18 protein-coding genes are annotated in these 20,999 nt (G+C 43.9%); 13 read left to right on the forward strand and 5 right to left on the reverse strand.

Annotation, left to right across the window (positions count from 1 at the left end):
• Positions 1-110: 110 nt before the first annotated feature.
• The gene (locus Q5H80_RS17600) at positions 111-446 is read left to right on the forward strand and encodes a helix-turn-helix domain-containing protein (RefSeq protein ID WP_304570688.1); all 336 of its coding nucleotides are present in this window, start codon (positions 111-113) and stop codon (positions 444-446) included.
• Between the two features lie 155 nt (positions 447-601).
• Here Q5H80_RS17600 and Q5H80_RS17605 read toward each other — a convergent pair whose 3' ends face one another.
• Positions 602-1,753: an MFS transporter gene (locus Q5H80_RS17605; RefSeq protein WP_304570689.1), complete on the reverse strand. Its 1,152-nt coding sequence runs from the start codon at positions 1,751-1,753 to the stop codon at positions 602-604.
• Here Q5H80_RS17605 and Q5H80_RS17610 point away from each other — a divergent pair.
• Positions 1,753-1,938: a hypothetical protein gene (locus Q5H80_RS17610; protein WP_304570690.1), complete on the forward strand. Its 186-nt coding sequence runs from the start codon at positions 1,753-1,755 to the stop codon at positions 1,936-1,938. The genes Q5H80_RS17605 and Q5H80_RS17610 overlap by 1 nt on opposite strands.
• Before the next feature lie 226 nt (positions 1,939-2,164).
• On the forward strand, positions 2,165-3,814 hold the full coding sequence (locus tag Q5H80_RS17615) for a GMC family oxidoreductase (RefSeq protein ID WP_304570691.1): 1,650 nt from the start codon (positions 2,165-2,167) through the stop codon (positions 3,812-3,814).
• 131 nt (positions 3,815-3,945) lie between these two features.
• Here the strand turns inward: Q5H80_RS17615 and trxC are convergent, their stop codons facing one another.
• On the reverse strand, positions 3,946-4,380 hold the full coding sequence (trxC, locus tag Q5H80_RS17620) for a thioredoxin TrxC (RefSeq protein WP_304570692.1): 435 nt from the start codon (positions 4,378-4,380) through the stop codon (positions 3,946-3,948).
• A 122-nt stretch (positions 4,381-4,502) separates the two neighbouring features.
• Between trxC and Q5H80_RS17625 the strand changes: the two genes are divergently transcribed.
• From Q5H80_RS17625 to Q5H80_RS17640, 4 genes are all read left to right on the forward strand, one after another.
• Positions 4,503-5,600, forward strand: a complete 1,098-nt coding sequence (locus Q5H80_RS17625) for a ketoacyl-ACP synthase III (protein ID WP_304570769.1) — start codon at positions 4,503-4,505, stop codon at positions 5,598-5,600.
• 120 nt (positions 5,601-5,720) lie between these two features.
• On the forward strand, positions 5,721-6,953 hold the full coding sequence (locus Q5H80_RS17630; protein ID WP_304570693.1) for a glycosyltransferase: 1,233 nt from the start codon (positions 5,721-5,723) through the stop codon (positions 6,951-6,953).
• A gap of 201 nt (positions 6,954-7,154) precedes the next feature.
• The gene (locus Q5H80_RS17635; RefSeq protein WP_304570695.1) at positions 7,155-7,616 is read left to right on the forward strand and encodes a YeeE/YedE family protein; all 462 of its coding nucleotides are present in this window, start codon (positions 7,155-7,157) and stop codon (positions 7,614-7,616) included.
• Positions 7,616-8,047: a YeeE/YedE family protein gene (locus Q5H80_RS17640; protein WP_304570696.1), complete on the forward strand. Its 432-nt coding sequence runs from the start codon at positions 7,616-7,618 to the stop codon at positions 8,045-8,047. The genes Q5H80_RS17635 and Q5H80_RS17640 overlap by 1 nt, the downstream gene beginning before the upstream one ends.
• Positions 8,048-8,144: 97 nt before the next feature.
• Here Q5H80_RS17640 and Q5H80_RS17645 read toward each other — a convergent pair whose 3' ends face one another.
• Positions 8,145-9,023, reverse strand: coding sequence for an endonuclease/exonuclease/phosphatase family protein (locus Q5H80_RS17645; protein WP_304570697.1), 879 nt, complete (start codon positions 9,021-9,023; stop codon positions 8,145-8,147).
• 303 nt (positions 9,024-9,326) lie between these two features.
• Between Q5H80_RS17645 and nrdD the strand changes: the two genes are divergently transcribed.
• Together nrdD and nrdG are read left to right on the forward strand one after the other, a co-directional pair.
• Complete coding sequence (nrdD, locus tag Q5H80_RS17650) at positions 9,327-11,447, forward strand: anaerobic ribonucleoside-triphosphate reductase (RefSeq protein WP_304570698.1); 2,121 nt, start codon at positions 9,327-9,329, stop codon at positions 11,445-11,447.
• Between the two features lie 171 nt (positions 11,448-11,618).
• Complete coding sequence (gene nrdG / locus Q5H80_RS17655) at positions 11,619-12,089, forward strand: anaerobic ribonucleoside-triphosphate reductase-activating protein (RefSeq protein ID WP_304570700.1); 471 nt, start codon at positions 11,619-11,621, stop codon at positions 12,087-12,089.
• 161 nt (positions 12,090-12,250) lie between these two features.
• On the opposite strand, the gene Q5H80_RS17660 is transcribed toward nrdG, so the two are convergent.
• A complete protein-coding gene (locus Q5H80_RS17660) occupies positions 12,251-13,636 on the reverse strand; it encodes an MATE family efflux transporter (RefSeq protein ID WP_304570701.1) in 1,386 nt (461 codons plus the stop codon).
• A 132-nt stretch (positions 13,637-13,768) separates the two neighbouring features.
• Between Q5H80_RS17660 and Q5H80_RS17665 the strand changes: the two genes are divergently transcribed.
• From Q5H80_RS17665 to Q5H80_RS17680, 4 genes are all read left to right on the forward strand, one after another.
• Positions 13,769-14,605 (forward strand): AraC family transcriptional regulator, encoded by an 837-nt coding sequence (locus Q5H80_RS17665; RefSeq protein ID WP_304570702.1) that lies wholly within the window; start codon positions 13,769-13,771, stop codon positions 14,603-14,605.
• Between the two features lie 254 nt (positions 14,606-14,859).
• Positions 14,860-16,044 carry an amino acid aminotransferase gene (locus tag Q5H80_RS17670; RefSeq protein WP_304570703.1) on the forward strand — a complete coding sequence of 395 codons (1,185 nt, stop codon included), beginning with the start codon at positions 14,860-14,862 and terminating at the stop codon, positions 16,042-16,044.
• Between the two features lie 11 nt (positions 16,045-16,055).
• The gene (locus Q5H80_RS17675) at positions 16,056-16,739 is read left to right on the forward strand and encodes a RimK/LysX family protein (RefSeq protein WP_304570704.1); all 684 of its coding nucleotides are present in this window, start codon (positions 16,056-16,058) and stop codon (positions 16,737-16,739) included.
• A 292-nt stretch (positions 16,740-17,031) separates the two neighbouring features.
• Positions 17,032-18,639: an ABC-F family ATPase gene (locus Q5H80_RS17680; protein ID WP_369809727.1), complete on the forward strand. Its 1,608-nt coding sequence runs from the start codon at positions 17,032-17,034 to the stop codon at positions 18,637-18,639.
• 250 nt (positions 18,640-18,889) lie between these two features.
• Here Q5H80_RS17680 and Q5H80_RS17685 read toward each other — a convergent pair whose 3' ends face one another.
• A complete protein-coding gene (locus tag Q5H80_RS17685) occupies positions 18,890-20,776 on the reverse strand; it encodes a methyl-accepting chemotaxis protein (RefSeq protein WP_304570705.1) in 1,887 nt (628 codons plus the stop codon).
• Positions 20,777-20,999 lie beyond the last annotated feature (223 nt).

The raw sequence follows: 20,999 nt of genomic DNA on the forward strand, positions 1-20,999 counted from the left end.
GGGTTCCATTGATTATCGTCAATTTTAAACGTCCACTTATAAGCGACGTTATATAAAAATGACGGAATCTAACTTTGTCGCTGGCTATATCGTAAGGGAAATATATAAAAATGGACACCTATCCTGTAATAGAAACAAACCACTCTGAAAGCAACGCAATACTTGAGCTAAACGGTAAAATTGTTGAACTCAACACTAAACTCATTCGCAATGTTGAAAATGGCTACGTTTTGGCTACCATGCCTTTAGCATACCGTAAGATCATTCTATTTATGAATCGACATCGTGGTAAGTTGCTTAGTGTCAGCCAATTAAAAAAGATTGGTTGGGGAAGTGAGAAAGTGACTAATTCATCTGTAATTGTCGCTATATCAGAAATAAGAACATTATTCGGAGACGGATTAATTATTACCATTACTGGTGAAGGTTACGTATTTCAGCCTTAACCTAAAGAGCACCTCGATTTTTATTATTGATGATTTTTGTCGACTTTTGCTCAGAAGTCATCAAACAAAAAGAGCTCTTCGTAAGACGGAAAGTCATAACTAAGAGCCCTAGAGGCAACTATCCTACCAGAGGGGGGGATAGTTGTTATTCGAGCTTACTCGCCTGCAATCTGTAGAGGAGAGCGTTTTAAGCTAGCAATCAACATGTAGATCGTTGTAGCGAGTAGAGACGCGAACAGGTAAGTGAATAATCCCGCTTGTGAATCCATAAAACTATCCGCGACCAATGGGCCAGCGACTGAACCGATGCTGTAACACAACAACATAACCTGAGTCACTGACACCAAGTAGCTCGGGTCTAAGTTACGACAACCCAAGTTAATTGCTATTGGGTAAAGTGCAAAAGTCGCCATACCTAACACAAACAAACTCATACCAAGAACATAAAAATCATGGTTGATAGTAAGTAAGCCAATGCTTGCAACCCCTAGTAAGCAGAACAAAGCCATTAATAACACTTGTCCTATGTGATGAGACAACCATGTCACCATTGGTTGAACAGCCATACCACCCATAATCACTAACGCCATCAAACCGCCAATATCTTGGTGTGCGATGTTGCGCTGAGCAAGCTCAACAGGCATCAGTCCGTAAATAGATCCAAGTGTTAATCCAGATACAATACAGCCAATCAAAGCGCTGTGGCTCAGTTTGCTGATTTGCTTCAGTGACAAAGACTGCGCATCGTGAATTTGTGGTGCTGTCGCTTGTCCGTACATCAACACAATAATTGCACCAAACAACAAGGTGAACATTGCAATGAAAGGTACGCCACCTGTAATACCAAGGTAACCGATGCCAAGTTGACCAACGGCAGAGCCGCCGTATAGCGAACACATATAAACGCCTAAACGTTTAGCGCGCTGAGATTCGTCACCGCTCATTAACCAAGACTCTACAATCACGAAGATACCTGCAACCGCTACACCAGCGACAAAGCGGGCTAATAACCATACTGCTTGATGTGGGATTAGTGGCAACACAAGGATCGTTGCGATAAAAATAGCCAGTGCGAAGACGAAAGCGTCTCTGTGACCAACACGTGCAATAGCACGTTCAATCAATAACGTACCTGCTAGAAGTCCCGCGTAGAATGCACTCGCCAACCAACTCGATAGATTTTTGTCTAAGCCATACTCAGACAGCATTAATGGTAATGAACTCATTAAGTAGCCTGAAGCGATCGCGTAAAAAGACAATGCAATAACCGGAACAGTTATGCGAGTTGATGGTTGGATATTGTCCAATGCAGGAGCCTCTAAATAGTGAAAGAAACGATGAATTTTCCGCGACTATGGGGGAGAAACTGAATTGGGTAAAACGAATAAAAATGGTCGTGAAGATAAAAGAAATTTATCGCGACCCCGAGCTAAAATACCATTGCGATATTGATGGTTTGGCAAGGTTTTATGCGGGCGAAACCGGGGGCTAGACACGTTAGCGATGGTAGATAAGCTTCATGATTATTTAAGCTAATATTTCAGTACTCATATAAGTGTTAATGGATATGTTAGATGTAAAAGTTTAGGATTAGTATTGTGCCTAGTTGGGCAACTTGCTGATTACAAATGCTTGCGTAAAATGTTCATTCATAAGAGTGTTACCAATGACGGCATGGCATTGTTTAAACGAGACTTACACCCACTGGAGATAGGTAAATGAATAGTTATGATTTTATTGTTGTTGGCGGTGGCTCGGCAGGATGTGTAATGGCTGCGAGGCTGTCTGAAGATCCCAATGTCACGGTTTGCCTATTGGAAGCCGGTGGTAAAGACACAAGCCCATTCATCCATACACCCATAGGTATGGTCGCTATGATGCCAACTAAGCTAAACAACTGGGCCTTTGAGACCGTTGAACAGCCGGGTTTGAATGGGCGTAAAGGTTATCAACCAAGAGGCAAGACACTTGGTGGGTCTAGTTCTATCAATGCCATGATGTACGCTCGTGGGCACCGCTACGATTACGATACATGGGAAAGCTTGGGTAACACAGGGTGGGATTATGAATCGTGTCTGCCTTACTTTAAGAAAGCAGAAAACAACGAAGTTCACCAAGATGAGTTTCATGGCCAAGGTGGTCCTTTGAATGTGGCCAATCTTAGGTCGCCAAGTCCAATGCTGGAACGTTATTTAACGGCTTGTGAATCGATAGGTGTGCCTCGTAACGAGGACATCAACGGTGCCGCCCAGTTTGGGGCGATGCCGACGCAGGTAACACAGCTGAATGGCGAACGGTGCAGTGCTGCCAAGGCTTACTTAACGCCAAATCTTTCGAGATCAAATCTCACTGTCGTGACAAAGGCAACGACGCATAAGGTCTTGTTTGAAGGCAAGAATGCGGTTGGGGTCGAGTATGGTTCTAACGGCAAGCGTTATCAGATCCAATGCAATAAAGAAGTGATTCTCTCTGCTGGCGCATTTGGTTCTCCTCAACTGCTGTTATTGTCGGGTGTCGGCGCGAAAGCTGAACTAGATATGCATGGCATCGAACCGGTTCACGAGCTACCAGGTGTCGGCAAGAACCTTCAAGACCATATCGACTTAGTACATTCGTACAAATGCAGTGAAAAGCGCGAAACTTTTGGTATTTCGTTGCAAATGGCGTCTGAAATGACCAAAGCGTTGCCTTTATGGCATAAAGAACGCACTGGCAAGATGAGCAGCAACTTTGCAGAAGGGATAGGCTTTCTCTGTTCGGAAGATTATATCGCTGTGCCGGATTTAGAGTTTGTATTTGTCGTGGCGGTGGTGGATGACCATGCCCGAAAAATCCATACCAGTCATGGCTTTACCTCCCATGTCACCTTGCTGAGGCCAAAAAGCCATGGCACCGTGACGCTCAATAGTAATGATCCTTATGATCCGCCTAAGATCGATCCTGCGTTTTTCAGTCATCCTGAAGACATGGAGGTCATGATTAAAGGCTGGAAAAAGCAGTATCAGATGTTGGAGAGTGAAGCGTTTGATGATATCCGTGGCGATGCTTTTTATCCGGTCGATGCCAATGATGATAAGGCTATCGAGCAAGACATCCGTAACCGGGCTGATACCCAATATCACCCTGTTGGAACCTGTAAAATGGGCCCAAATAGTGATTCATTAGCAGTTGTAGATAAAGATCTTAAAGTTTATGGGTTGAATAATCTAAGAGTCATTGATGCTTCTGTGATGCCGACACTGATTGGGGCAAACACCAATGCGCCAACCATTATGATTGCAGAGAAAGTCGCAGAGCAGATAAAACAGGAATACGGGTTAGGTAAGCAAGAAGCTGGCATTCAAGCGAAAGGCGAAGCTGTAGTTTAATTCAAGAAGTTAAGTGATAACCATAAATCAACAGTAGGTTAGGGAGTCTTATTTTGGTAAGTCTCTCTAACCTATTTTTTTGTACGTTTCTTCAAGAACAAGCTAAATCACAAGCGATATAAAATACGGGTCTATTTGGTCAGAGCTTGATTAAGCCATTGATCAAATTGGCCTTTTGGTAACGCACCGTTAATCGTATCGACACGTTTGCCATCTTTAAACACCATCACCGTGGGAATACTTCTGATTTGGTACATCGCGGCAAGCTGTTGCTGAGCTTCAGTATCAATCTTAACGAATCGAACATCTCCAGAACGCTCTTTTGCGACGTCACAGAACACTGGCGCAAAGCCCACACATGGGTTGCACCATGTCGCCCAGAAATCGACAACCACAGGCTGTGAACTGTTCAAAATAGATTGGAAATTAAGTGACGTTCCCTCGATAGGAGCGCCATCGAGCAATGCTGTTTTGCATTTACCGCAGGTTGGGCTTTCTGAAATTCTTTCTGAAGGAACTCGGTTTACGCCATTACAAGAAGGGCAACGTGTGTTGAATGTAGACATAACTTTCTCTTTTTATTGTAACTCCGTGTCTAACGCGATTTACGAATCACGCACGGAGCGCTTATACTGTTTAGAACTAGAATACGATACTTAAATAAAAACAAACAATAAATAGGTAAATGATGACAAAATTTTACGCCGAGATTACGGGCTGGGGAAAGTGTCTGCCACCAGCCGTGTTGTCCAATGATGATCTAAGCACTTTCATTGATACGTCTGACGAGTGGATTCGAACTCGAACTGGTATCGAAAACCGTCGTATCAGTCATGTAAATACCTCTGAACTTGCGACCGTTGCAGCGAAACATGCAATGGCGTGTGCAGGCCTAACGGCTGAAGATATCGATCTTGTTATCATCGCGACGTGCAGCCCAGACTCACTTATCCCAAACACTGCATCTAAGGTTCAACAGAACCTAGGCATTAAAAGCGCAGCGGCTTTCGATCTTAACGCAGCGTGTACCGGCTTCATCTACGGTGTTGAAACGGCGACTCGATTGATTCAAGCGGGCAACTACCGCAATGTTATCGTTGTCGGTGCAGAGCGTCTTTCATTTTTCATCGACTGGACCAAGCGTGATACTGCGGTTCTATTTGGTGATGGCGCTGGTGCTGTGGTTCTATCTCGCACTAAAGAACAAGTTGGCCTACAGGAAGCTCAGATCGGTTGTGACGCCGAAGGCCGCGATATTCTAGCAGTACCAAAGTTCGGTACATCCATGGATCGCTTCGCTGCTGACAACGGTTACTGGGACTTTGATTTCGTAGGTAAAGAGATCTTCAAGCGTGCTGTTAAAGGTATGGGTGCTGCAGCGCACACAGTATTGAGCCGTACAGGGATCTCGACAGACAACATCGATGTTGTGATTCCACACCAAGCAAATATCCGAATCATTCAAACTCTGTGTGACATGGCGGGCATTGAACGTGAGAAAGCGTTTGTGAACATTCAAAACTACGGCAACACGTCGGCTGCGACTGTGCCAATTGCATTGTGTGAATCGTTAGAGCAAGGCTTTGTTAAACCTAACTCAAACATCCTTGTGGCGGCATTCGGTGCCGGTTTAACTTGGGGGGCTGGGCATATTAAATGGGGCAGCCGTGTTGAACCGCTAGGTCAATCGGATGCTAAACTTCCTGAAGCTGATAAATCTGCTTTGGAGCTTCTAGAAAGAGCCATTTTACACTGTAAAACGCGGCCTAACTCAGAAAGTGAGTAGCGGAGTATGGTACGAGTTCGCCTTTTAAGTCGGATTCGCCCCATGATATAAATCGACCACCATAGTGCTCGTTTAATTAGGGACTGATCTCGTCCCTTTTGTTATTTCTTAGGAAGTGTTTTGAAGAAAGTTTTAGCAATTGGCTACGTTTGGCCAGAACCGAATTCATCGGCGGCTGGCAGCCATATGATGTCACTTTTACGTCTATTTAAGAGGCAAGGTTGGTCCGTTGAGTTCGCAACGCCAGCTCAAGAAACTGAGCACATGATTGATCTCTCTGAAGAGGGCATCACAAGCCAATCTATTCAGCTAAATTGCGATAGCTTTGACCAGTACATCGAAGAGCTGCAGCCAGATGTCGTGATGTTTGACCGCTTCATGATGGAAGAGCAGTTTGGTTGGCGTGTTGAGAAGGTATGTCCGAACGCGTTTAAGCTGTTGGATACTGAAGACTTACAGTTTCTGCGTAATGCGCGCCATGAAGCGGTTAAGAAAGAGGCTGAACTGACCAAAGCACACTTGTACAGTGACTTAGCAAAACGTGAAATTGCCGCGATTCTGCGCTGTGATCTTTCGTTGATCATTTCAAGTTTCGAGATGGAATTACTGCAATCTGAATTCAATATCGATCCAAAACTGCTTCATCATCTGCCGTTCATGGTTGATCTTAATACGCTTCCTGAAAGCACGAAAAGCTTTGAAGAACGTAAGCATTTCATGACGATAGGTAACTTTAGACACGCACCTAACTGGGATGCTGTGCTTCAGTTGCAAAAGATTTGGCCGAAGATTCGCAAACAACTGCCTGACACTGAACTTCATATTTATGGATCGTACCCGCCGCCGAAAGCGACGGCTTTGCATAACCCTAAAACTGGCTTCCATATCAAAGGTTGGGCTAAAGACGCTCAAGAAGTGATGGAACAGGCTCGTGTGTGTGTAGCACCTCTACGATTTGGCGCAGGCATTAAAGGTAAGCTGCTAGATGCGATGAAGCTACAGACTCCGAACGTGACCAGTGAAATCGGCAGCGAAGGCATGTTGCCGCAAGGTGAACTGCAATGGCCGGGCGCAGTGACTGATGATATCGATGAGTTTGTCGAAGCTGCGGTTACACTCTATAAAGATGAAGAGAAGTGGCTTAAGGCACAAAGCCAATGTCATTCAATCCTTGAAGCGCATTACGAGCAAAATCAACTGGGCGACACATTGATTGAGCGATTAACTGCGTTAGAGTCTGATCTTGAATCTCATCGACTGGATAACTTCTTCGGTTCAATGCTTAAGCACCACAGCATGGCAAGCACCAAGTACATGTCGCAGTGGATAGCTGAGAAGAACAAGAGCAAATAACGGTTCTTTAGGAAAAGACAGAATAAATCTTAAGCCCTTAGGTTAACGCCTAGGGGCTTTTTCATGCAGGGCGTTTGTTAATTCCAAACTTACAAATCGAAATATAACGCATTACATTAGCATTGACTAATTTATATTTATTAGTAAACTCTAATTTAAGGGTTGTTATGAGTTTATGATGTTCGTGAATAGGAGAGGCCTGTGCTTAGTTTGATTCCTTGGGATGCGTTTTTCGGTGGCATGTTGTTAGGTGTGTCGGCCATTGTTTTAATGTTGGGCATTGGTCGAGTTGTAGGTATTAGTGGCATTGTTAGCCGTTTATTACCAGTTGGCACCAGTAACAAAGAAAGCAAAGGTGTGGATACAGATAAAACTGACAAGCATTGGCGTATCGCATTTGTTGTTGGAATGGTCGTAAGTGGTTGGTTGTTAATCCCTACCGGTTACCAACTCCCTCAACTGGAAGAGATGAATGTCGTGGTGGTCGTTATTGCTGGTTTGTTAGTCGGCTTTGGTACTAAAATGGCGAATGGGTGTACCAGCGGACATGGCATTGTGGGAATGGCGCGGTTGTCTAAGCGCTCGATTATCGCAACGTGTGTATTCATGGGTGTCGCAATAGCAACCGTGCTTATCAAGAACTTGATGGGATTGGGGGCGTAATGAAAAATTCTTCATTTATTATCATTGTCGGTTTATTGGCTGGAGTCTTGTTTGGCTCGGGTATGATCATCTCAGGTATGGTTGACCCAAATAAAGTACTTGGCTTTTTAGATATTACTGGCGATTGGGACATCAGCTTGGTATTCGTTATGGGCGGTGCGCTACTGGTGTTCGCTCCGTTTTATCACCTAGTCATTAAAAAGCGCGCTAAAGCATTCAATGGCGAGCCGTTAGATAGCCGTAACAACCCGCTAATCGACAGAAAGCTGATTTTAGGTTCAACAGCGTTTGGATTAGGTTGGGGGCTTGCAGGTTTTTGTCCAGGACCTGTGGTGACGAGTCTCAGTGGTGGTAACCCAATTGTGTGGGTGTTCATGATAAGCATGCTGGCGGGAATGTGGTTGGCAGGTCGAACGAATAAAACTTGCTAGCGCTAAACTGATCGCTATATCGAATAGGCTTGATATGAGCATTTGAGAGGCTAACGGGCTTTAATAAGAAAGCCCGTTAGCCTTTTTACATTTATATCTAGTATTTGATGGTCGTTGATACTGGGCAGTGGTCGCTGAGTTTGTAATCCAACACATCTTGCGTTTCAAATACCTTTTGCTTCGCAGGTGACGTACTTAATGAATCGCTAACGACAATGTGGTCTATTACTGAGCGGAATTGGTGCGTGCGATGGTTATTACGGTTTGAGCGAACCTTACAATCTGCACGGGTCTTTCTTGTCGCCAAACGAGCATCCGTATTTTCAGTTAAATCCTTCCACATCCAATCTCTTGAGTAGGATAGGTTATGGTTGAAGTCCCCCAGAATCGCGTAGTCCTCACCGTTACGTTCTCTTTGTTGTATCCACTTGTTGAGTTGTTGAGCTTGGTCTTTTAGGCGTGAGCAATCACGGTTCGACTTATACGCTCCACTGCAGCCTGCCTTTAAATGCACAGACAACATGTGAATTGGTTTTGAGCCTGTTTCAACGACCACATAGCTGGCAAACCTAAGCTTGCTGTTAGAATTCGATTCCAGAGGAAAGTCAGCGTAGTCGGTGAGTGTGATTCCTTTACGAATCGCGAAGCCTGTGTATTGGTTCACTTCTTTGAATTGATGGTTACTATTCTGGGGTAATGAACGGTCAGACATCAATATCTTGTATTGATCACCTGCGATGCGCTGAATGGCATTGATGTCATCGACTTCTTGGAAAGCCACCACATCCGAGTTTAAGGATTGGAAATACTGTTCGAGTTTATCAAAGTCCGCTTGATCACGTTGGTCAGAAAACTTATTCACATCCTCATTGGTTGATAACCATTCGATATTCCAACTGGATATGGTTAAAGGTTCGCCAAATGCTTGGCTACTGAGTAAGCAGCCTAACATTATCCAGTTTTGAAGTCGTTTCATACCAAATATCCCTAATTTTGGTGTGCAATATAGTTGAGCCGTTATCCTACAACACTTACCGAAAATTCAACTCTTTTTAGCAGTTTTTTTATTGTTACATTGTTTCTTTTCGACTTGAGAACTCACGTAATAATATTGGATTTATCTTGTTCGACGTACGTATTTTATTGATCCAAATCAATACTCAATGTTGGTGGTTCTCGTTAAATACGCCACAATATCTAGTGTTAGTTAAACGATAAATCGCTCTATATAGTGTGTTTGTGGATAAGTCTGTGAATAGCTCAAGAGTAAGGAGAAGTGGTGAAATCAATCGTAATCAAGCGTGATGGCTCAAGGGCTCCATTCAGTAGAGATCGCATCCAAGCTGCAGTGGAAGCAGCATCAGACAAAGCCGATAAGGAAATTGCTATTTATGCACTGAATGTGGCATTAGCAGTTGAGTTGAAGCTCGAAGACTACGATGAAGTTCATATCTCTGAAATTCAAACCATGGTCGAGAACGAGCTAATGCAGGGACCATACAAGTCTCTGGCTCGTGCTTACATTGAATATCGTCATGACCGCGACATCGCTCGTGAAAAGCAAAGCGCTTTAACTCGTGAAATCGAAGGTTTGATCGAAGAAAGCAATGTTGATCTGATCAATGAGAATGCCAACAAAGATGGTAAAGTTATCCCAACTCAGCGTGATTTGCTGGCGGGTATCGTGGCTAAGCATTATGCAAAAACTCACATTTTGCCGCGTGATATCGTACAAGCTCACGAGTGTGGTGACATTCACTATCACGATTTAGACTACGCACCGTTCTTCCCAATGTTTAACTGTATGCTTATCGACCTGAAAGGCATGTTAACGCATGGCTTCAAGATGGGTAACGCGGAAATCGACACACCTAAGTCTATTTCTACGGCAACAGCGGTAACCGCGCAAATCATCGCGCAAGTAGCGAGCCACATTTACGGCGGTACTACGATTAACCGCATCGATGAGGTTCTTGAACCTTACGTTATGGCGAGCTACGAGAAGCACCTATCGCTAGCGAAAGAGTGGGACATTCATAGCCCAGAAGCTTTTGCTATCGATCGTACAGAGAAAGAGTGTTACGACGCGTTCCAATCTCTGGAGTACGAAGTAAACACGTTACATACGGCTAATGGCCAAACACCATTCGTGACGTTTGGTTTTGGTTTAGGTGAAAGCTGGGGTTCAAAACTTATCCAGCAATCTATCTTGAAAAACCGCATCGCAGGTTTGGGTAAGAACCGCAAAACAGCTGTGTTCCCTAAACTGGTCTTTGCAATCAAAGATGGCTTGAATCACCAGAAGCAAGATCCAAACTACGACATTAAGCAATTGGCGCTTGAGTGTGCATCTAAGCGTATGTACCCAGACATTCTTAACTACGACAAAGTAGTAGAAGTGACAGGGTCATTTAAAACGCCTATGGGTTGCCGTAGCTTCTTGAATACTTATGAAGAAAATGGTGAGTTGATTCATGAAGGACGTAACAACTTAGGTGTTGTTAGCCTGAACTTACCACGTATTGCTATTAACGCGAAGCAAGATATGGCTAAGTTCTACGAACTGCTTGATGAAAAACTCAAGCTAGCTCGTCGTGCTCTAGAAACTCGTATCTCGCGTCTAGAAAACGTGAAAGCACGTGTTGCTCCAATCTTGTACATGGAAGGTGCCTGTGGCGTTCGCTTGAAAGCAGACGACTCGATTGCCGATATCTTCAAGAATGGCCGTGCGTCTGTTTCTCTTGGTTACATTGGTATCCACGAAGCAATGACAGCACTTTACGGCACAGATGTTCACCTGTATGACGACGGCGAAATGCGTACAAAAGCGCTTGAGCTGGTGGAGTACATGAAGCGTGAAGTGGAATCTTGGACCAAAGAAACAGGTTACGCGTTCAGCCTGTACGGCACACCAAGTGAAAACCTATGCAGCCGTTTCTGCAGCATCGACACCAAAGAGTTTGGTGTGATTGATGGCGTAACAGACCGTGGTTACTACACAAACAGCTTCCACTTAGATGTGCAGAAGAAAGTGAACCCATACGACAAGATCGATTTCGAGATGCCTTATCCTGAAATCTCTAGCGGTGGTTTCATCTGTTACGGTGAATTCCCGAACATGCAGAAGAACATTGAAGCACTAGAAAACGTATGGGATTACAGCTACACACGTGTTCCTTACTACGGCACCAACACGCCGATTGATGAGTGTTACGAATGTGGCTACAACGGTGAGTTCGACTGTACAAGTAAGGGCTTTACGTGTCCTAAGTGTGGCAACCATGACTCAACTAAAGTATCGGTAACACGCCGTGTTTGTGGTTACCTTGGTAGCCCAGATGCACGACCATTTAACTTCGGTAAGCAAGAAGAAGTTAAACGCCGTGTGAAGCACCTTTAATCTAACAAAGGCTCTTCGTTAGGTCAGCGATCTTTAGCTAGTTTACTTAGAAGAGCTGCGTTTCAAGAAATAAGGTTGGTATCGGCGCTATGTCGATACCAGTTCTTTTGTTTCAGTTGTTACAGCATTTCCTTCAAACTATTAAGCAATAACGAGTTTCAATACTGCCTTATGAATTATCATCAATATCACCCAATCGACGTTGTAAACGGCCCAGGAACACGCTGCACTTTGTTTGTGTCGGGTTGTGTACACCAGTGTCGCGGGTGTTATAACCAATCGACGCAAAGGTTGGACTCAGGGCACTTGTTCACTCAAGAACTGCAAGACCACATTATCGCTGATCTGAACGATCCGCGAATCAAGCGTCGTGGCTTGTCGCTTTCTGGTGGTGACCCAATGCATCCGGCAAACGTGTCTGAAGTGCTTAAGCTTGTTCAACGTGTAAAAGCGGAATGCGAAGGTAAAGACATCTGGATGTGGACGGGTTACGAGCTCGACGAACTCGATGAAAATCAGAAGCAAGTGCTTGAATACGTCGATACTTTGATTGATGGTCGCTTTGAACAAGATAAAGCGGATCCAATGTTGGATTGGCGTGGTAGCTCAAACCAAATCATTCATCGATTTACCGACTTATAGATTTACGAACTTAATAAATCTTGTCCTGATTCAGGACTCTCGTAAAAAGGAACAGGAACAAAAGAAAGGGCTTCATCGTTAGCGCAATGCCACAAATCAGCCCTTGGGTGTGAGTTCTTTTGAATCTATCGCCCGTACGTCAGTGTCAGTTTGGCACCTGTTTAAATAGGAATGTGCTCAGGTTCTTCTATTAGGTTGTTAATCCACTTCTTAGACTGAATTCGTTGGCTGGTTAAAACTATCTTGGCCAGTTCTTCCAGCAGCACAATCATCAAAACCCATTCTAGCGGCCAACCCAACACCAACGCAGTAAAGTAGGCAAGGGGAATACCGATTGCCCATTGGCCAAACAGGTCGATGAAGATGCTGTAGTTGATGTCTCCACCACTTTTCAGCACTCCGCCTACACCAACCATATTGAAGACTCTTAGTACCATACCGAGTGCCATTACTAAGGTAACGTTAACGGCCGTATCTTTGAGCTCTAAGTGAGTAAGACCGATCATGTATACGATCGCGGGTTTGGCGATAAAGCAAATTAACGCTAGTAAAGCAGCAAGCCCACAACTCACTAACACATAACCCCAAGCTGTATTCTCGACACGTTGATAGTTCTTCGCACCGATTTCGTTACCTAGAATGATCGAAGCCGCGACTGCAAACCCCATGAACGCCGAGATCAAGATGCTTTCTACTGGCGATAACAATGAGATTATCGCAAGCTCGCCAACGCCCATCTGACCAACAATAACGTTATAAATCAGTATTCCACCAGCCCAAGCCGTGTCATGAACCAACATAGGTATGGCTATCGTAAAGTACTTCTTTCTATGCTTCGGTAATATCGCATCTCGCCAATTACTTAATGTTGGGAATAGATGCGCATAGTGTTTCTTCGCGATGATAAGCAGGGCAATCGTTTGAAAGAATCGAGAAATTGTGGTGCCGATCGCCGCGCCAACCACGCCTAGCTCTGGAAAGCCGAATAAGCCGAAGATAAGCAATGCATTGAGAATCGCATTGACGACGATCGCCCAAATACTGATTTTGGTTGGTAGCTTAGCTTCGCCGACCGATCGCAGTGCACTTTCTAGCGGCACAACTACGGCGGTACCAATAAGGCTGGCTCCTGTTATCCAAAGGTAATCCGTTGCCAATCGGACGTAATCAGGGTCTGAGGCCACCACAGACACCACTGATTCAGGAACCAATGTATAGATGAATACAAAGGGGGTGATGGCAAAGATCGACAGTGCCCATGATTGCGCTAGTGTGCGTCGAATTCCGTTGAAATCTCCCGCGCCAAAATATTGCGAAGCTAGCACACTGACGGCTCCACTAATCCCCGACACCATGATCAAGTTGAAGAAGAAGATACGGTTGCCAACGCCAACCGCGGCGGTTGCTGAATCACCAAGCTGATTGACCATAAAAATATCGACCACGCCAAGCAGTGAAAACAACATGGTTTGCAACGAGACTGGTAAACCGACGTGTAATAATTTTTGCCAAAATTCTTTGTCTAAATGACGATATGTCGAGAGCATCGCATTTCCCCTCTAGTGAATATGCGAGAAGTTTATCGGCATTTGATTTCGCTGTATTGTTCAGACTCATCACAAACTTTTGCCAAGCTATCCACTTTGATGAGTTGGCCAATTGAATGAGTTAGCAGTGACATGAGTGATAAACAAGAAAGGTATGAGATCTCTGAAAAGACGCATCAGGAGTTTGTAGATCAAAGCCACGTATTGGCATTCGAAGAGCTCGGTATCGTTCAGTGTGGTACGGCGTCGTGTCGTGATTTCTTTTCGGTGTACCGGAAAAACCAACAAAAACACATGTTGCTGTATACCGTGAGAGGTAAGGGTTGGCTAGAAAGCGAAGGATGTCGCTACATTCTAGAACCAGGTTCTTGCATTACTGTTCCTGCTGGCGTTGAGAACGGTTTTGGTATTGAAGAAGAAACATGGGAGATAGCCTGGATCTTTCTCTCGCCTAACAAGCTATGGGAAAATGTCGTCAATGATGAGGTTAGTTATACACTATCACCAGCAGCAGAAGTGGTTTCGTCCTGTATTCATACGTTGTTGAGAAGCATTGCCTTGCCCATCGATTTGGGAGGAGCGATCGCCACTCACAGCGTAGCCCAAATAGAGTTCATGATTAATGCGCCCGTCCCACAGCAGCAATCTCGAAATTTGATTCGCTTGAGACGTGTGTTCGATAACGTGCAAAAGCAGCTCCACAAGGAATGGAACGTTCATGAACTGGCTGGATTATTCCCTTGCTCAGAACCGCACTTCCATCGTTTGTGTCAGCGCTATTACAAACACAGCCCAATGACCCATATTATGCGTATGAGAATGGAATACGCTGCGCGGCTACTTAGATCGAGTGATTGGTCGATTCAACACATTGGTGAGATAGTCGGATATCCAAATGCCGCTAACTTTAGCACTCGATTTAAGGCGTGGTCAGGAATGACACCAAGACAATTCAAACAAAATGCCTAATAGCAATCTTAATAAGGCGCATGGAAACATAAGACACATAGAGGCATAAGATACATAGAATAAAGCGCTTTGAATTGTGTAATTGGTTATTAAGTGTTTGAAATTTGCACTATTTATTCGTTTGAAATGACTAATCTCTGATTACTTCTAATTACTTATGGTAACTAAGCGCTTCTATTAAAAAATGTTTCTGATTTGTCTACGATAATGTTAACGTGAAACTCATACTTGAATTTCAAAGGGTTGTGACTTTCATGTTTTCACATCTACCAAAACCAACTTTAGATCCAATTCTATCTCTGTCTGTCGCTTACCGCGGCGATACTCGTACTGATAAAGTCGACTTAGGCATTGGCGTTTACAAAAACGACCAAGGTGAAACACCGATCATGAAAGCCGTCTCTAAGGCTCAAGATATCGTTGTTGAAACACAGAAAAGCAAAGCTTACGTTGGCCTAGCAGGCTGTGAAGAGTTTAACCAGAGCATGGTTGATCTGTTGCTTAAAGGGACTTCTGCAATAGGTCGTGTTGCTGCGATTCAAACACCAGGTGCAAGTGGTGCACTTCGCATGTTGGGTGACTTGATGAAAGTCTCTCAACCAGATACAACGGTTTGGATTTCAAACCCAAGCTACGTTAACCATAAACCGGTGATGGAAGCGGCGGGCTTAAAAGTTAGATACTACAATTACTTCAGTCCTGAAACGAAGCAAGTTGATACGGCTAAAATGTTGGACGACCTTTCAAAAGCGGGTCCATCAGACGTGGTACTACTACACGGTTGCTGCCATAACCCAACGGGTGCTGACATTGATTTTGAAGCGTGGCAGGAAATTACTAAGTTATCGCAAAAGAATGGTTTCTTACCGTTTGTTGATATTGCGTACCAAGGCTTTGGTGATGGCCTAGAAGAAGACGCAAAAGGTCTTCAACACATGGCGAACAACGTAGAAGAGATGTTGATTACGACGTCATGTTCGAAAAACTTCGGTTTGTACCGTGAAAGAACGGGGGCCGCGATTGTTATCGGTAAGAACAGCGAACACGTAGGCAATGCTAAAGGTAAGCTACTGACGCTGGCTCGTTCAACTTACACAATGCCGCCAGATCATGGTGCTGCGTTGGTTAAAACAATTCTTCAGAATCAAGAACTAACGGCGATTTGGAAACACGAGTTGAGTGAAATGCAGCAACGTTTGTTAAATCTGCGCCAAAGTTTATGTAATGAATTGCGAAATACTTACAACACGTCACAATTTGACTTCATCGAAAGCCATAAAGGCATGTTTAGTGTACTAGGCTTTAAAGAAACTCAAATGAATCAACTACGTGAAGAATATGGAGTCTATGGTGTTGGTGATGGACGCATCAATATCGCAGGCCTTTCTGAATCCCATATTCCTTATGTGGCTAAAGCGATAGCCAACGTTTCAAAATAGAAGGTGACTGAATGTATAATTGGAAAGCGATTGTAGTTTTAATGCTAAGTGGTGGCCTGTTTGCTTGTTCGACGACTCAAGTTCCTGTCGAGCCAGAGCAAAAGCCTCAAGTAGAACAACCTGTTGTGGATGAATCTTCTAAGACTGACGCAACGGAAGGCGAGAAAGTAACAGAACCTACAGAGAAGCCTGAAGAAGTAAAACCAACGGAACCAGAAGCGAAACCAAAGCCTGAACAAAAACCGACTGCAAAACCAACGAAGACAAGTGATGGCAAACTGATTCTTGGCGAAGAGGAGTGGGTGTTTGTTCCTGGTCTTAAAGAAGCGTTTAAAGCACGAGTTGATACAGGTGCAACAACATCATCAATCAGTGCGGTTGATATTGTTGATTTCGAACGTGACGGTAAAGATTGGGTTAAGTTCAAAATTGAACACGACGGCATCACAACTAAAGAGATCAGCTTGCCGGTAGAGCGTTGGGTTAAGATCAAGCAGTCGAGCGCAGAAGGTACTCAACGACGTGCTGTTGTTGTCGCTTCAATTCAAATCGGCGATCTAAAAGATAAGACTGAGTTTACGCTAGCAGATCGAACGCATCTTTCTTTCCCAATTCTGTTGGGGAGAAGCTTCTTTAGAGATGTTGCCGTTGTCGATGTTGGTCAAAAATACGTTCAGAAAAAAGTAACTAAATAGCGTCAATCGGTATTCATTCGAATTAGAGTCTGATGCTTTTATTGATGAGAAATGAAATCCCTACTAATGGAATTAGTGGGGATTTTTTCTTTTTATGATGTAATAACCGACGAAATACACTTTATTGTGCGTTGTTCTTCATTCGTTCACTGTTTAACCTCGACAATGTGATCCTGATCTCTATATAATCCGCGCTTCGTTTTATGTTTAATCCATACTTTCGTACTTCTTATTTTGGCTAATTGAAATAGCCAAATAATTATCTGTCAGTACACGCTTAGGAATTAGTTCTTTGATATCTACCGCGAACATCACAATGCAATTTGGCGCAGAGCCGCTGTTTGAAAACATCTCTGCTAAATTTGGTAACGGAAACCGTTATGGTTTGATCGGCGCCAATGGTTGCGGAAAATCAACGTTCATGAAAATCCTAAGTGGCGCATTGACGCCAAGCTCAGGCAACGTTTCGATAACTCCTGGAGAAAAGCTGGGTGTGCTAAGCCAAGATCAGTTCGCTTTTGAACAGTATAGCGTTATCGATGTAGTGATCATGGGTGACAAAAAACTGTGGGAAGTAAAACAAGAACGTGACCGTATTTACTCTTTGCCAGAAATGAGCGAAGACGATGGTATGAAAGTCGCGGAGCTTGAAAGTGAATTCGCGGAAATGGATGGCTACACAGCAGAAAGCCGTGCTGGTGATATCCTAATCCAAGCGGGTATTGAAGAAGAGTTTCACTTCGGCCTGATGCAACAAGTTGCTCCGGGTTGGAAACTGCGTGTGCTATTGGCACAGGCACTGTTTGCAAACCCAGATATCCTGCTTCTTGATGAACCAACCAACAACTTGGACATTCACACGATTAACTGGCTTGCTGAGGAGCTAAACCAGCGTAAATGTACAATGATCATCATTTCGCACGATAGACACTTCCTGAACTCTGTATGTACACATATGGCGGATATCGACTACGGCGAGCTACGTGTTTACCCGGGTAACTACGAGTACTTCTTAGAAGCGTCTGGTTTGATTCGAGAGCAACTTCTAGCGAGCAATGCTAAGAAAGCGGCTGAGATCAGCGAGCTTCAAGATTTCGTAAACCGTTTTGGTGCTAACGCATCTAAAGCAAAACAAGCAAGTTCACGAGCTAAGAAAATGGACAAAATCACGCTTGATGAAGTGAAGTCATCGAGCCGTATGAGCCCATCTATTGATTTTGGTGAAGGTAAGAAACTGCACCGTCAAGCGCTTGAACTTCAAGACCTTGGTCACGGCTTCGATGGCGAAACACTGTTTACTGGTGGTAACTTGCTGCTTGAAGCGGGTACACGTCTTGCTGTTATCGGTGAGAACGGTGTGGGTAAAACAACACTATTGAAATGCCTAGTCCAAGAGCTAGAGCAAAACGAAGGTATCGTCAAATGGTCTGAAAACGCATCAGTAGGCTACTGCCCGCAAGATAGCACGTCTGACTTTGATAACGACCTGAGTATCTTCGATTGGATCTCACAATGGCGTACAGTGAAGCACGATGACCTTATGGTACGTGGTATTCTAGGTCGTCTATTGTTTACTGCTGATGATGCGAACAAGAAAGCGCGTAACTGTTCTGGTGGAGAGAAAAACCGTCTGTTATTCGGCAAGCTAATGATGCAAGACATCAACGTACTTGTGATGGACGAACCAACGAACCACATGGACATGGAAGCAATCCAAGCCCTGAACGACGCATTGAAGGTTTACACGGGCACGCTTATCTTTGTAAGCCATGACCGTGAATTCGTTTCTTCACTAGCAACACACATCATTGATGTAAAAGACCAACAGCTAGTGAGCTTCCAAGGCACTTATGAAGAGTACTTAGATCATCAGAAAAAGATGCTGATGGTTAGCTTATAACAGTATTAGGTGGTCTATACCCGTATTGGTTGACCTATCGTTGCATTAGTAAATTAGTAAATTCTAAATAGGTAAACGGCTAGCAGCTCACCGTTTACTCACTATAATAAGAAAGCAATGAGAATAAGAAAGCCCCCGAACACAATAGTGGTCGGGGGCTTTTTGTCGTTCTGAGGTTGGCTCTAATTTCAAACGCGGTTAAACAACATTATTTAACCGCGCTCAAGAACTAGACGAATTATCCGTACGTTTAGTATTTAAACAATTGAACTTGAGTATTCAACTGTTGAGCAATACCGCGCAACTCTTCAGACAAGTGACGAGAGTTATCAGCTTCAGTCGACATGTTTTCTGATACATCATTAACCAACTGAATATTCTTACTGACTTCCCCGGTTACCGATCTTTGCTCAGAAGCCGCATTCGAGATATGTGAAGCCATCTCCGAGATCTGTTGAATCGATGTCGCTATCTCTTCTAATGCTATAGTCGCATTGTTTGCATCAGCGACACTTGATTGCGCCAAATCTTGGCTACGTTGCATTGATTCAACCGCACTGACACTGTTTTTCTGCAGAGTCTCGATCATTTCGCGAATCTCGTCTGTAGAACTGTGAGTACGTTGAGAAAGAACACGAACTTCATCTGCCACAACCGCAAAACCGCGACCTTGTTCACCCGCACGTGCCGCTTCAATCGCTGCGTTTAAGGCAAGTAGGTTAGTTTGTTCTGCAATATCAGAAATGGTTGATAGAATAGTGTTGATGTCTAGCGCATTTTTCTCAACTTCTTGAATGATCCCTGAAGCGTTTTCAACTTGTTGAGCAAGGTTGGTGATCGAATCTTGGTTATTAATGATCACTTTCTTACCTTGTTCACAATTCTCTGTTGAACTGATCGCTGAATCAGCCGTCATTTGCGCGTTGTTGGCTACTTCTTCTGCTGTTGCCGACATCTCATGTACGGCTGTCGCAATCTGAGAAATTTCGTGAAGTTGGACTGATAGACCTTCACTTGTTTGACGAGCGACATTGGTACTAATTTCAGATTGCTGATTAAGCTGGTTTGAAGAGCCCGCAATATCACGCACTATCTCTTGAAGTTTTGCTATGAACGCGTTGACGTGATGCGCTAGGGTGCCAATCTCGTCTTTACTATGAACAGTCATACGTTGTGTTAAGTCGCCGTCACCTTTGGACAATGCTTCCATTGCCGAGCTTAGTGTCGTTAATGGCGACAGTGCTTTCTTGATGATAAACATCGCAACAAATGCGATTACAGCAAGTTGTATTAGACCAAATATTACCGACTGACGAACTAATGAATAGTAAGAAGCAAAAGAGTGGTCTTTATCGATAACAACAGTGAAGTACCAGTCTGTATGAGGAACTTTCTGAGCAGAAAGAAGGGAATCGGTACCTTTAATCGTTAGCTCTTCAAATTCTGGATTTTGCGCAAGTGATTTGATTTTCTGAGCAGAAAGGTTGTTTGAAATATTAGAAACAGGCTTTAGCGTTAGGCTACGGTCTCTATGGGCAACAATGTTACCTTTACCATCGACAAGAAAGGCGTAAACACCAGGTTGCTCAATACTTACAATATCATTGATGAGGGTGTTTAAGTTTAGGTCTGCACCAATAACGCCAGAGAAACCGTTGGTATTGAATGGACTTGCAATTGTTACCACTAGGTCATTCGTAGCCACATCAACATAGGGTTCAGTGACGACTGTTTGACCTGCCGCCATAGGCGCTTTGTACCAATCTCGAGTACGTGGGTCGTAGTCTTGCGGTACTGGCAAATCACCACCTAGAAGAAAGCGACCGTCAGAAAGTCCTGCGTAGGCAATTTGGAATTTACCAGCGCTCGTACTTTGAGTTAAATAGCTAGTTGGGTCATCGGTAAAAGTAAATGAATTTTTGGCTGCATTTACAACGTTGATTCGGCCTTCAATCCATTTCTCTATACCCGATACAGTCGTATCAGTTAGTGTATTTGAATACTGTTGAATGGAACGATACGTTTCGTTAAGAAGTTGCTTACCTGTTACATAAGTCTGAATCATAGTCATTGCGAAAATAATGACAACAAACATCAATGTTAATTTGTTCTTGATTGAAATGTTGCTAACACCCATTTGCAGTACTTCACTCTATTAAAAATTTGGGAGAGACTAGCAGTGCGCTGTGTTGGGGTAAAGATATTTTTATCAATAGATTTTAATTAATAAACTAATTATATAAATGGCTTACACCAAAGTATTAGAGAGTAGGTGAACCCAGCGGGTTTGCACCAAACCGCAAGGCAATATGGGGAGTATTTGTTAAGGCTAAAACCTATTGGCCTCAACGATGACATGG

The organism is Vibrio sp. SNU_ST1 (assembly GCF_030563405.1).
In the GTDB taxonomy this organism is placed as follows: domain Bacteria; phylum Pseudomonadota; class Gammaproteobacteria; order Enterobacterales; family Vibrionaceae; genus Vibrio.

Excerpts from the sequence above, each read along its gene's own strand:
- Q5H80_RS17610 (WP_304570690.1), top strand. The coding sequence starts at position 1,753 with ATGCAGGAGCCTCTAAATAGTGAAAGAAACGATGAATTTTCCGCGACT.
- Q5H80_RS17660 (WP_304570701.1), bottom strand. The coding sequence starts at position 13,636 with ATGCTCTCGACATATCGTCATTTAGACAAAGAATTTTGGCAAAAATTA.
- Q5H80_RS17670 (WP_304570703.1), top strand. The coding sequence starts at position 14,860 with ATGTTTTCACATCTACCAAAACCAACTTTAGATCCAATTCTATCTCTG.
- trxC (WP_304570692.1), bottom strand. The coding sequence starts at position 4,380 with ATGTCTACATTCAACACACGTTGCCCTTCTTGTAATGGCGTAAACCGA.
- Q5H80_RS17600 (WP_304570688.1), top strand. The coding sequence starts at position 111 with ATGGACACCTATCCTGTAATAGAAACAAACCACTCTGAAAGCAACGCA.
- Q5H80_RS17615 (WP_304570691.1), top strand. The coding sequence starts at position 2,165 with ATGAATAGTTATGATTTTATTGTTGTTGGCGGTGGCTCGGCAGGATGT.
- Q5H80_RS17685 (WP_304570705.1), bottom strand. The coding sequence starts at position 20,776 with ATGGGTGTTAGCAACATTTCAATCAAGAACAAATTAACATTGATGTTT.
- Q5H80_RS17640 (WP_304570696.1), top strand. The coding sequence starts at position 7,616 with ATGAAAAATTCTTCATTTATTATCATTGTCGGTTTATTGGCTGGAGTC.
- Q5H80_RS17645 (WP_304570697.1), bottom strand. The coding sequence starts at position 9,023 with ATGAAACGACTTCAAAACTGGATAATGTTAGGCTGCTTACTCAGTAGC.
- Q5H80_RS17625 (WP_304570769.1), top strand. The coding sequence starts at position 4,503 with ATGACAAAATTTTACGCCGAGATTACGGGCTGGGGAAAGTGTCTGCCA.
- Q5H80_RS17675 (WP_304570704.1), top strand. The coding sequence starts at position 16,056 with ATGTATAATTGGAAAGCGATTGTAGTTTTAATGCTAAGTGGTGGCCTG.
- nrdG (WP_304570700.1), top strand. The coding sequence starts at position 11,619 with ATGAATTATCATCAATATCACCCAATCGACGTTGTAAACGGCCCAGGA.
- Q5H80_RS17665 (WP_304570702.1), top strand. The coding sequence starts at position 13,769 with ATGAGTGATAAACAAGAAAGGTATGAGATCTCTGAAAAGACGCATCAG.